This is a genomic window from Desulfovibrio piger ATCC 29098 (genome assembly GCF_000156375.1).
Lineage (GTDB): Bacteria > Desulfobacterota > Desulfovibrionia > Desulfovibrionales > Desulfovibrionaceae > Desulfovibrio > Desulfovibrio piger.
In genome coordinates this window covers 54,982-64,638 of record NZ_DS996351.1, presented here as the reverse complement: position 1 = coordinate 64,638, position 9,657 = coordinate 54,982, and the positions used below count along the sequence as shown (strand labels likewise).

Annotated in this window: 10 protein-coding genes and 4 tRNA genes; 10 read left to right on the top strand and 4 right to left on the bottom strand. The window is 65.8% G+C overall.

All coding sequences use genetic code 11. The features are described 5' to 3' along the window. The first annotated feature begins 1 nt into the window (after position 1). From DESPIG_RS00275 to DESPIG_RS00255, 5 genes are all read left to right on the top strand, one after another. Positions 2-76: transfer RNA gene (locus DESPIG_RS00275), tRNA-Cys, on the top strand. 32 nt (positions 77-108) lie between these two features. Further along, a tRNA-Gly gene (locus tag DESPIG_RS00270) sits at positions 109-183 on the top strand. Positions 184-202: 19 nt separating this feature from the next. Beyond that, positions 203-277 (top strand) — tRNA-Gly (locus tag DESPIG_RS00265). Positions 278-335: 58 nt separating this feature from the next. Beyond that, positions 336-410, top strand: a tRNA-Gly gene (locus DESPIG_RS00260). A 231-nt stretch (positions 411-641) separates the two neighbouring features. Beyond that, positions 642-1,295, top strand: coding sequence for a GntR family transcriptional regulator (locus DESPIG_RS00255; protein WP_006003587.1), 654 nt, complete (start codon positions 642-644; stop codon positions 1,293-1,295). A 404-nt stretch (positions 1,296-1,699) separates the two neighbouring features. Here the strand turns inward: DESPIG_RS00255 and queE are convergent, their stop codons facing one another. The 3 genes from queE to DESPIG_RS00240 all read right to left on the bottom strand — a co-directional run bounded on the left by queE (position 1,700) and on the right by DESPIG_RS00240 (position 3,513). Continuing rightward, positions 1,700-2,377, bottom strand: a complete 678-nt coding sequence (gene queE / locus DESPIG_RS00250; RefSeq protein WP_006003586.1) for a 7-carboxy-7-deazaguanine synthase QueE — start codon at positions 2,375-2,377, stop codon at positions 1,700-1,702. Then, on the bottom strand, positions 2,377-2,793 hold the full coding sequence (locus DESPIG_RS00245) for a 6-pyruvoyl trahydropterin synthase family protein (protein WP_006003584.1): 417 nt from the start codon (positions 2,791-2,793) through the stop codon (positions 2,377-2,379). The genes queE and DESPIG_RS00245 overlap by 1 nt, the downstream gene beginning before the upstream one ends. A 138-nt stretch (positions 2,794-2,931) precedes the next feature. Then, a complete protein-coding gene (locus tag DESPIG_RS00240; RefSeq protein ID WP_006003580.1) occupies positions 2,932-3,513 on the bottom strand; it encodes a manganese efflux pump MntP in 582 nt (193 codons plus the stop codon). A 258-nt stretch (positions 3,514-3,771) separates the two neighbouring features. On the opposite strand from DESPIG_RS00240, the gene DESPIG_RS00235 reads away from it, so the two are divergent. Together DESPIG_RS00235 and DESPIG_RS00230 are read left to right on the top strand one after the other, a co-directional pair. Continuing rightward, positions 3,772-4,701, top strand: a complete 930-nt coding sequence (locus DESPIG_RS00235; protein WP_006003579.1) for a hypothetical protein — start codon at positions 3,772-3,774, stop codon at positions 4,699-4,701. A 71-nt stretch (positions 4,702-4,772) separates the two neighbouring features. Next, on the top strand, positions 4,773-5,267 hold the full coding sequence (locus DESPIG_RS00230; RefSeq protein ID WP_006003577.1) for a hypothetical protein: 495 nt from the start codon (positions 4,773-4,775) through the stop codon (positions 5,265-5,267). A gap of 300 nt (positions 5,268-5,567) precedes the next feature. On the opposite strand, the gene DESPIG_RS00225 is transcribed toward DESPIG_RS00230, so the two are convergent. Then, complete coding sequence (locus DESPIG_RS00225) at positions 5,568-8,069, bottom strand: tetratricopeptide repeat protein (RefSeq protein WP_006003574.1); 2,502 nt, start codon at positions 8,067-8,069, stop codon at positions 5,568-5,570. Between the two features lie 145 nt (positions 8,070-8,214). Between DESPIG_RS00225 and DESPIG_RS00220 the strand changes: the two genes are divergently transcribed. The 3 genes from DESPIG_RS00220 to DESPIG_RS13955 all read left to right on the top strand — a co-directional run. Then, a complete protein-coding gene (locus tag DESPIG_RS00220; RefSeq protein ID WP_006003572.1) occupies positions 8,215-8,838 on the top strand; it encodes an MBL fold metallo-hydrolase in 624 nt (207 codons plus the stop codon). Next, on the top strand, positions 8,838-9,425 hold the full coding sequence (locus tag DESPIG_RS00215; RefSeq protein WP_006003571.1) for a flavodoxin family protein: 588 nt from the start codon (positions 8,838-8,840) through the stop codon (positions 9,423-9,425). The genes DESPIG_RS00220 and DESPIG_RS00215 overlap by 1 nt, the downstream gene beginning before the upstream one ends. Beyond that, positions 9,422-9,657 (top strand): hypothetical protein (locus DESPIG_RS13955; protein WP_006003569.1); only part of this gene is annotated, 236 nt, incomplete at its 3' end. The genes DESPIG_RS00215 and DESPIG_RS13955, both read left to right, overlap by 4 nt.

The following is a 9,657-nucleotide window of genomic DNA, read 5'->3' as shown; positions in this document are numbered from 1 at the left end:
AGGCGACATAGCCAAGTGGTAAGGCAGAGGTCTGCAAAACCTCCATTCTCCAGTTCAAATCTGGATGTCGCCTCCATAAAAAACGATCGCGATATACCGTGCCAGTGTGCGGGAGTAACTCAGTGGTAGAGTGCAACCTTGCCAAGGTTGAAGTCGCGGGTTCAAATCCCGTCTCCCGCTCCATAAAAAACTGCCCTTTCGGGCGGGAATAACTCAACGGTAGAGTGTCAGCTTCCCAAGCTGAAGGTTGCGGGTTCAAGTCCCGTTTCCCGCTCCACAAGCCGTCACGGACTTCTTACGAGGTCCTTTCCATAGCGGATCGTTCCGCATCCCGCGCGGGAGTAACTCAGTGGTAGAGTGCAACCTTGCCAAGGTTGAAGTCGCGGGTTCAAATCCCGTCTCCCGCTCCAGCAAATTCAGGGGTTTTCTCTTAGGAGAAAGCCCCTTTTTTTGTACCCGGACATATCTCCCGGACAGCGTGCCCCTGTTGCGCGGCTGCCCGAAGGCTCCCTGCCCTGTTGCCGGACGGCACAAAAAACGTGCCATGCAGGCGAGTTTCCTCCTTTTTTTGCCGTTCTGGGCCATTTGACATAATTTTATAAATTATTTATCAAAATATGTACCTTACAGAAGGAGTTTCCATGAGTACTGCTTCTACCATCAAATCGCTGGCGGCCTACGATTTGATCCGCGACATGATCCTGTCCGGTGAGGCCCTACCCGGCACCCGACTTGTCCTTGTGGATCTGGAAAAAAAGCTCGGCGTGGGGCGCGGCCCCATCCGGGATGCCCTCATGCGCCTGGACAAATCCGGCCTGGTCCAGAACATCCCCTACAAGGGGGCCATCGTCATGATGCCGCCCTCTTCCAAGGAAATAGAGCATATCTTCAACCTGCGCATACAGGTGGAATGCGCCCTGGCCAAGGAAGCCATGCAGCAGGCGACCGCCGAAGACATGGACAGGCTGGAACAGCTAGCCGGTGACCTGGCCGATACCCGTGATGCCGACTTTTTCTTCCACAAGGACAGGGACTTCCACCTGCAGCTCTATTCCCTTTCGCGGATGCACCATCTGCTGGCCGTGGACAGCCACCTGCTGGACTATGTGGAAGGTTTCCTCAATACCCGCCGCTATTCCCCCGAAGACATCTCGCTCTTCATCCAGCAGCACAAGGACATCCTGACCGCCATGCGCGAAAAGGACGAAGAAAAACTCATGGAAGCCATGCGCCGCAACATCCTTGTCGGCCTGGAGCTGATGCAGGACGAGATGAAGCGCCTGAAGCGCCATTAGACCGGCATGATCTATCGAATATACGAGCCACCTTCGGGTGGCTTTTTTCGTCATCTGGGCAGACCTGAGCCGTTTTTCGCGCCTGATGAGGACTGTTCGCGGGGATGACCGGCTTGTCAGAAGGATGCGGAGCCTCCCCCTCGTGCGGCCTTTTCGTTTCCAGTGCCGCGGCCGGACCTTCCCAGGCGTTGCCTTGCATCCTCCGCCAGCGCTGCCGGAGGGGCGGCCGATACGGCGACCTCAACAGGCATGACCGCGGCTCCTCTCTGGCGACGTTCTTCCTCTTTCGGTGAGGGTGTCACGCTTGCCTGACATCTCCCACCCTGCTGTCGGCCCAAAGAAAAAGGCGACATGCCGCGCATGCCGCCTTTCCTATCCATAGATGTCTCTTGTCTGTGGATCGCTCAGCGCAGATCCAGATATTTGTGGACCTGGACGCTCACACGCCACTGATGGGCAAAGGCCGCCTCCACGCACAGGCGTGTGGCTTCCTTCCCCTGGCTCACGGGCTGCAACCAGACGAGCTCCGTCAGCGGACGGCTCGCTGCCTGACGGGCCACCGCCAGCGCCTGTTCGAAACGGGCCAGGTCCGCGGCCGTATCCACGGGGAACTTGATCTCTCCGGCTCGTTCCCAGGCATCCTGACGCACTTCCAGACCGCCGGGCATGTCCAGCTTGGGGCTCAGGGTCACCCAGACATCCGCATGGCAGCGGATGGGCATGGTGCCGCTGGTCTCGATCTGGACGCGAAAGCCCTCCGTCACCAGCCGGGAGGTCAGCTCCGTAAGGTCATGGCGGCAGGGCTCGCCGCCGGTCAGCACCACATGGCGCGGCCCGGCCTCCCGGATGGCTGCCAGCAGGGCCTCGGGCTCCACATCGGCATAGCCCGCTCCCGGCCCCTGCTTGGCGCGCACGGCGGCAAAATCCAGCGTCGCGCCGTCCAGACGGGCGGCGTACTGCGTATCGCACCACGGGCAGGCCACAGGGCAGCCCTGGAAACGGACGAACACGGCAGGCGTCCCGGCAAAGGAGGCCTCGCCCTGCAGGGTGACGAAAAACTCGTTGACCGCCAGGGTCCGCATCACAGGCTCCAGCGCGCCTTGCACTTGGCGGTCTCTTCCACTTCCACGGCCACCAGACGGGCCCCGGTGCCTTCCAGCTGGGCCGGCCCCACCACTTCGCCCAGATAGCGGGCCATGTTCTCGGCGGACGGATTGCAGGGAAGGACGCTCACCGAAGGATCCAGCGCCCGCAAGCCCTCCAGCAGGGGATCCTTGTCCCAGACCAGGAAGCGATGATCCCAATGGTCTTCCAGCCACTGGCACAGGCGTTCCTTGACCACCTGGAAGTCCAGCACGCGCCCCAGAGCGTCCAGCTCGTCGGCGGTGCAGGTGAAATGGATGCGGTAATTATGCCCGTGCAGACGGGCGCAGTGGGATTCGTGACCGCAGATGCGGTGCCCCACGGAAATATCATGATAACGGCAGATACTGATCATGGTCTCCTCTCAACACTCCGGCACGCCGGACGATTTCGGACATGCCTGCGGCACGGACGACCTCCGGGCCTCCGGCACTATAGGGCATCTTGGCGCGGCTCGGCAACATCCGGCAGGGGCCTCCGGCCTTCGCGCAGGCTAGATGACGCCGCTCTCGTGCAGGATGTTCAGACCGATGCCCAGCAGCACCACGCCGCCCAGCACTTCGGCCCAGCCGTTGAGCATGGGCAGCGAAGACAGTTTTTTGCCCAAAAAGAGCCCGCAGGCCGAGATGGCGGCACAGACCACCCCGATGAGACAGGAAGGCAGGAAGGCGTTGGTATTGGTCATGGCAAAGGTCAGGCCCACGGCCAGGGCGTCGATGCTGGTGGCCACGGCCAGAAGGAGCAGGTTCCAGCCTGCGGTGGGGTCGCTCTGGGGACAGGATACGGGCTCGCCCTGGCGCAGGCCGCCGATACCGGAGCGCAGCATGTTGCCGCCGATCCACGCCAGCAGCACGAAAGCCAGCCAGTGGTCCCAGGCTTCTATGAAATGATGCACCGACTGCCCCAGGAACCAGCCCAGCACGGGCATGAAGAACTGGAAAAAGCCAAAGGCCACGCTGACCCGGACATATTGGCGCAACCGGACTTCGCGGATGGCGCATCCCGAGGCCAGCGCCACGGCAAAAGCATCCATGGACAGGGCCACAGCCAGCAGAAAAACAGTAAAAAATGACATGATTATCCCGCAGGTTGACGGAGGTGAAACAGACGAGTCATACCTCAAGCGCACGGCGGCGGCAAGTTTTCCGCCGCAGCATCCCCGACCGGGCAGCGTGCCCCAAGCCGGGGGAGGCGTTCCCGCCACGCCCACGGTCACGGCCCCATACGGCCTGTATTCCTTCCGGTGCCTGTCGCGGCAAGGGATACGGCCGTGCGGCCCTTCCTCTTGCAGCCCGCACGGGCAACGCTTATATAGCGGGCAGGAGAGTGACCCATGCAAATGACTTTCATCCTCATATACTGGCTGGGCAACCTGCAGGCCCTGTTCGCACAGACGGCCCAGGCCCTGCCCTTCTTCATCCTCATGACCCTGCTGGCCGGCCGCAAAGGCAATGCGGCCCTGTGCCTCTGGGGCGGACGCCAGCTCCTGCGTCTGGGCCTGTTCTGCGCCGCCGTCGCCCTGCCCCTGTTCCCGCTCATGCTCCTGCTGGAAGCCCTGCGGCAACCGCAGATGCCCCCGCTGGCCGACCTCCTCGTCCAGCCCGCCACCGTGGCCCTGCTGGCCTGGCTGCCGGCCACCCTGCTGCTCTGGGGCCTGCTGCGTGCCTCCCGGCACTGGCCCGACGCTGCTGATCCGGCCATCACGGCCTATCGCACCAGCGACTTGCGCCTGACGCTCTGGGGCTGCCTGCTGGCCCTGCTGCTCTTCCTGCTGGGCAGTCTGCTGTCCACAGGCCTGCTGCTGGACCCGCCGCAAGGCATGGAACGCAGCAACTTCATCCTGCTCCAGATCCGCCAGGCCCTGCATCTGCTCTTCCGCTATCTCTCGCTGGCGGGCGGCGCGGCCCTGCTCTGGCTCTGGTACCTGCGCCATCGCGCGCCGCTGACGGACGAACGGCCGTTCACCCTGGCTGTCCGCTGGTGCGCGGTCTGGGCCGTGGTGGGCTACCTGCCTTCCATCATCGATTTCTGGAGTACCCTGCTGGCCGCCCTGCTGCGCAGCCTGCACAGCGGCGTCCCCTTCGACATCATGCCCCAGATGAACGCCCTGATCCTGTCGGTGCTGGCGGCCCTGGCCATCATCAGCTGGAGCGTCTTCCTGTACCGGCCCCAGAAGGCCCGCAACCTTGTGCTGCAACTCCTGCCCTGGTGCTTCCTCATCATCCGCATGGCCGTACCGCTCACCCAGCTGCCGCGGCCCTGACCCCGCTTGCCCCCGTCCCCGCCGCGGGCTATGCTGGCGGGGACATCTTATCCCACTCCAAAGGATCAGCTATGCGCCATATTCTTCTTGCTCTCGTGTTCCTGCTGACCGCCGCCGTCAGTGCCCCGGCCGCCGAAAAGACCTTCAGCCAGTTCGCCGTGGACCTGCCCGACGGCTGGACCAGTGATGAACGCCCCGGTTTCCAGAGCGGTCATCCGGACGAATACATGCTCCTGCTGGGCAAACGCGGCGAGGAAGCCGTGGAGGCCCACATCACCATCTTCATCCTGCCCAACAAGGACAAGATGGACGCCAGGACCTTTGCCTCCCGCATGCGCGAGATGCAGGACGCCCCCACCAATCTGCAGCAGGAAGGCAACATGTGGACCTTCCGCGGTACGCCCCGCAGCCGGGCCATGGCCATGGAGACCCTGACCCGCGTCAGCGCCGATGACGCCCGCATCCTCATCATCATGGAACAGGATCCGGCCGGTCTGGGCACGGCCAAGGTCGTGGACAGCCTGCGCGGCCTGACCCCGGCCAGCAAGGCCCTGCTGGGGCGCTAGGCCTATCCTTCACAGCCATCGCAAACATCCAGGGCCATCCGTCATGCGGGTGGCCTTTTTTCATGTCCGCTTGCCGGCAGATAGGAAAAGAGGGGGGCCCGCAGGCTCCCCCCTCTTCACGATGCACGGCACGGCTGATCCGTCCCGCATCCTCTCCGCCGGACACACGAAGCGGAGAAATATCTTCCCGCCATCCAGCTGGGATGGCCGCCCTTTTTTCCTCCCCGGCCCGCCCGCGCAGCCTGCTCAGGCCGCGAAGCCATGCACGGCCCCTTTTTCGCGGCCGCCCACGCGGTCCCCTTAGCCCACGGAAGCATGCGCCTCGGCCAGGCTGGCTTCCTCTTCGCGGCCCAGAGCACGCAGGGCCCGTGCCAGCACCTGCCAGCCCTCGGGCGTATCGCGCAGGCCCACGCTCTTGCGGGCCAGCAGCTCGGCCATGGCCGGATCCTCGTCGCCGTCCAGATACAGACGGGCCAGCAGGAGCATGGCCGCGGCATCGAAAGGATTGCGCAGCAGGGTATCGTGCAGCAGTTCGCGGGCCTCGCCGCCATGCCGCTGCCGGGCCGCGAGCCGGGCCAGATAGCGCCGGGCAAGGCTGGGCCGCTGTTCCCCGGCCTGTTCCGCCTGTCTGTCCTCGATGGCGGCGGCCAGTTCGTAGAAGCGCCGGGCCTCGTTGCGGCGCCCGCCTTCCTCGCACAGCTGCCCCAGACGCAGATGGGCATAGACATGCTCCGGGGCGTCCTTGATGCATTCCCGGTAATAGCGGGCCGCGGCACGGCGTTCGCCCAGCTGCTGGCAGACCGTGCCCAGATTGTAATGGGTCTGGGCGATGCGCTCCTGCCGTTCCGGCCCGGCATCGCCCTTGTAGCGCAGGGCTTCCAGAAAATGCCGCCGGGCCTCGTGATACCGGCCCAGGGCGGCCATGCAGACACCCAAGGAATTGCGGGCCAGCACGTTTTCCGCATCGGCCAGCAGGGCGAGCTTGTATTCGTCGATGGCGCCGAAGACATCCCCCAGCGCATAGCGGCGGTCCGCGCTGATGTTCAGGGCCAGGGAGTTGCACAGGCCCGCGCGCGGCGAGGGCAGCAACTGGGCGTACTCCAGGGCCTTGAGGGCGCAGTCGGGCATCTCGCCCTTGCGGTAATGCAGGAGGGGATAACCGGCAAGACCGGCCGAGACCGGCAGTCCGGCATCTTCCAGCCGGGCGCACAGGGCGGCGTAGTGCGGCAGCAACGCCTCGGCATGGCTGTCCGCATGGAAGAATATCAGGGCATTGCTGCCGTACAGACCGGCCAGCGGCTCTCCGGCGCACAGTTCGGGGATCTGCCGCCATGCCGCAAGGCACTCGCCCAGCGCCGCTTCCTGCCGCGCGTCATGCGGGACATCCACCCGCACGATGGCCAGCACGAAGCGCCCCGTGCGCTCTTTCTCCTGGGCGAAAAGATGCAAAAAGTCCCCATGGCCGTAGATGCCCGCGCAGGAACCGTCCTCCAGCACGGGGACGCGGGCGCGCAGTTCCTGCACGCTCCCGGCGGGGGCGCTCTCCGTCTCCGCATCCGCTGCGGCCGCGCCTTCCTGTCCGGGCGTGGCGGGCCCATCGGCGGCAGCGGCCTTCCCGCCCGGCGTATGGGGATGCGAGGCCGCAAGGGAGGGCACTTCCAGCAGGCTGAGCCTGTCCCCGGCTTCCAGCGGTGCCGTGGCATCGGCCAGATGCACGGTCTCGGCCACGGAGTGGAATTCCCGTACCTGCAGGAGCACCACTTCGCCCTTGTACTGATTGCCGGAGCCCTCCTGCCCCGACGGCCCCCAGACGGCGAAGCGCATGCCTTCCCGGGCCTTGGCCTGGGCCCCCAGGCCCACGCGTACCCGCCCCTGGGGCAGGGCCCGGAGCACGGTACCGCCATCCTGGAGGATGCGGGCAAAGGGCATGACGCGCGGCGCCCCGGGCTGGGAGGTCATGCGGGCCGCGAGCCGGGCTCGCTCCATGAGCATGCGGGCCTGCTCGAACATGGGCAGGCGCAGCTCGGCGCCCTCCATGTCCTGCGGGTACACGGCATGTCCGGCGCTCAGACGGGGACGTATGGTCCTGCCCGTCAGGGGTGCGGGCATGGCGGCCCCGGCCATGCGAGCCAGAGCGGCCTCGGCCATCTTCTGGCAGGCGCTGCGGCCGCTCACGGAGGGCAGCAGCAGGGCCATGCCGAAACGCCCCACACGGGCGGCCACCACATCCGACGGCAGCTCCTCCTGCAAGGCCTCGGCCGCGCGACGCATGAGCTCATCGGCAAAGCGGAAGCCCATGCGGCCCACGATCTCGCGCCCGTTGGAAAAATGCAGCAGCACCAGCCCCATGCACAACCGGTGCAGGGGCGAGGTCTGTCCGTCCCCCCGGGAAGGATCCGCGAAGATCTCGCGCACCCGGGCGGCCTCGTCCTCCATGGAGCCGTACAGCACGTTCTCCGTGGCCAGACCGGTCACGGCATCCACGCGCGTGGCTTTGACCCGGGCCAGCAACTCCAGGCAAAGATCAGCGATAGCAGGCAGTTGCGGCAACAGGATACGAGCATCCCTTACCTTGACGCCGTGCAGCATGAGCACGCCCAGCAGGCTCCCCTGCCGGTACAGGGGCAGGAGCAGGCGGCGTTCGCGCGGCAGCAGTTCCGGCTGGCGCGGCGCGTGGCTGGTGGGGAAATACAGAGCATGGTGCGAACAGTGGATGAACTTGCCCAGCTCCTGCATCAGGAGGGCGTCCATGTCCATGAGGTCCCTGCGGGTCAGATCACAGGCGGAAGGAGCGGTATTCATGCCGCCAGTGTAGTTGTCCCCCCGGGTATTGTCTAGAAAAAATCAAGAAACGATGCCCGGGACATGCCGGCCACCGGGCGGGCTTGCCCCCCGGACCCTCCTGCGCTACCTAGAAGAAAATCCCATTCGCAAAAGGAAGGATCCCATGCCGTATTCCGTCTATCCTCTGGGTCCGCTGGAGACCAACAGTTACCTCGTCTACAAGGACGGTCAGGCCGTGGTCATCGATGCCGGCGGCGATCCCGCCCCCATCCTGCACGACCTGCGCGCCAAGGGCCTGACGCTGGCCGCCATCTGCCTCACGCACCGCCACTTCGACCATATGTACGGCGTGGCCACGCTGGTCAAAGAGACCGGCGCCCCCGTCTACTCCCCGGTCCACGATGCCTGCCTGATCGGTACGGAATCCTCCGACGGCGGCATCTGGGGCTTCCCGCCGGTGCCCGCCTTCGAGAGCCGCGACCTGCCCACGGGCCGGCAGGTGTTCGGCGGCATGGCCTGCACCGTGCTGGATACCCCCGGCCACACCCCCGGCGGCGTCTCCTATTACTTCCCGGACGAAAAGGCCGTCTTTACCGGTGATGCCCTCTTCTACCGCTCTCTGGGCCGCACGGACTTCCCCGGCGGCGATCACGACACCCTGCTGCACTCCATCCGCAAGGTGCTCTTCGCCCTGCCGGAAGAAACGGCCGTCCTGCCCGGACACGGCCCGGCCACCAGCATCGGCAACGAACGCCGCAACAATCCCTTCTGCGGGGACTTCGTCTGATGCGCATCCTTTCCCTGCTGGGCAGTCCCCGCGCCAACGGCACCACCCATACCATGGCCCGCCTCATCGCCGGAGGACTGTCCGGCGGCGGACCCGTGGAGGAGATAGCCCTGCAGGAAAAGCATCTTCGTCCCTGCCGGGGCTGCCAAAGCTGTGCCGCCGCGCCCCATGTCTGCCCGCTGGCACGGACGGACGATGCCGAGGCCGTCTTTGCGGCCATCGCCGCCGCGGACGTGGTCCTCTGGACGTCCCCTGTCTATTTTTACGGCCTGCCCGCCCAGGCCAAGGCCCTGGTGGACCGTTCCCAGCGCATCTGGGCCGGGGTCGAGGCGGGCCGTCCCGCAGGCAAAGGCCCCGTCGTGCTGGCAGCTCTGGCGGCGGCCCGCCCGCGCGGGGAACAGCTCTTTACCGGCAGCCTGCTGGGCCTGAAATACTTTTTTGCCAGCTTCGGCGCCCAACTGGCGGATACCCGTACCCTCCGGGGCCTCTCCTGTCCCGAGGATCTGCTTTCCCGTCCCGACCTGTGTGCCGACCTTGAACGCTGGGGCCGGGACTGGGCCGTCCGTCTGGCGGAGGGCCGCCCGTGATCCCTGCCGGGCAAGAGGATGTCAGGGAGAAGGAGCCGGGCGTTATCCCCGAGGCGCCGCTGCGGCACCCCTCTCCCCTGCTCCGCCTGGCCCGGCTGCTGGGATTCACCGAACACCGCTGCCCGGTCTGCGGCACGCCCGTGGATGATGGCGGGGCCGCCGTCTCCGGCCCGGAGGCCGGGATGCGGGCCCACGGACTCTGCCCCGCCTGCGCCCGTGCCCTGGGCCCGTA

Excerpts from the sequence above, each read along its gene's own strand:
- DESPIG_RS00220 (WP_006003572.1), top strand. The coding sequence starts at position 8,215 with ATGCCGTATTCCGTCTATCCTCTGGGTCCGCTGGAGACCAACAGTTAC.
- DESPIG_RS00215 (WP_006003571.1), top strand. The coding sequence starts at position 8,838 with ATGCGCATCCTTTCCCTGCTGGGCAGTCCCCGCGCCAACGGCACCACC.
- DESPIG_RS00225 (WP_006003574.1), bottom strand. The coding sequence starts at position 8,069 with ATGAATACCGCTCCTTCCGCCTGTGATCTGACCCGCAGGGACCTCATG.
- DESPIG_RS00240 (WP_006003580.1), bottom strand. The coding sequence starts at position 3,513 with ATGTCATTTTTTACTGTTTTTCTGCTGGCTGTGGCCCTGTCCATGGAT.
- DESPIG_RS00230 (WP_006003577.1), top strand. The coding sequence starts at position 4,773 with ATGCGCCATATTCTTCTTGCTCTCGTGTTCCTGCTGACCGCCGCCGTC.
- DESPIG_RS00255 (WP_006003587.1), top strand. The coding sequence starts at position 642 with ATGAGTACTGCTTCTACCATCAAATCGCTGGCGGCCTACGATTTGATC.
- DESPIG_RS00235 (WP_006003579.1), top strand. The coding sequence starts at position 3,772 with ATGCAAATGACTTTCATCCTCATATACTGGCTGGGCAACCTGCAGGCC.
- DESPIG_RS00245 (WP_006003584.1), bottom strand. The coding sequence starts at position 2,793 with ATGATCAGTATCTGCCGTTATCATGATATTTCCGTGGGGCACCGCATC.
- queE (WP_006003586.1), bottom strand. The coding sequence starts at position 2,377 with ATGCGGACCCTGGCGGTCAACGAGTTTTTCGTCACCCTGCAGGGCGAG.